This window comes from Streptomyces sp. MS191, from assembly GCF_008042125.1.
GTDB lineage: Bacteria > Actinomycetota > Actinomycetes > Streptomycetales > Streptomycetaceae > Streptomyces.
The window spans coordinates 1-730 of the sequence record NZ_RDBI01000130.1 but is presented as its reverse complement, the minus strand read 5'-3'; the positions used below and the strand labels follow the sequence as shown (position 1 = coordinate 730).

1 protein-coding gene is annotated in these 730 nt (G+C 73.3%); it reads left to right on the top strand.

What is annotated here, in order from left to right:
• Positions 1–118 precede the first annotated feature (118 nt).
• On the top strand, positions 119–730 hold a 612-nt coding region (locus EAO71_RS35575; RefSeq protein WP_261992503.1), incomplete at its 3' end, for an MMPL family transporter.

The window sequence follows — 730 nt, the reverse complement described above, 5'->3', positions numbered from 1 at the left end:
CGCCACGGGAGTACCCATGCCGTTCCCGCAGTCATCGGACCCCTCGCCCGGCGTGCCGGGCGGCGCCCCGGCCGCCGCGAGTGGTCCTCGCTCCGGCAAAGGGGGTCTGCTGCGGCGGATGGGCGAGTGGTCCGCCCGTCACTTCGTGATCGTGCTGGTCGCCTGGGTCGTGGCGCTCGTCGCCCTGCTGGCGCTCAAGAACACCTTCGGCGGCGAGTACTCCGACAACTACTCGCTGCCGGGCACCCAGTCCCAGGAGGGACTCGACGTGCTGCGCGCGCACGAGCCCGCCGCCGGCGGCTACAGCTCGCAGGTGGTGCTGTACGACGGCGCCAAGCCGCTCACCGACGTGAGCGACCAGGTCTCGTCCGCCGTGGAGTCGCTGCAGAAGCTGCCCCACGTCCTGAACGCCACGAGTCCTCTGCCCGCGCCCGGCACCCAGCCGCCGTCCCCGCCCCCGGGCACCCCGAACGTCGGCCCCCTGTCGACCGACGGCAAGACCGGGTACATCACCGTCCGCTTCGACGTCCAGCCCGGCACCCTCGGGGACGGCTACCTGGCCGGGGTGGACGCCGCCGTGCAGCCGCTGCGCTCCGCCGGTGTCGAGGTCGAGTACGGCGGCGATCAGGCTGCCGAAGCCGATGATGAGCACGACGATGGCGACCGCGAAGCCGATCGTCTCGCTGACGCGGTCGTCGGGCTCGGGCCGGGCCAGCTCGCCGAGCGAGCC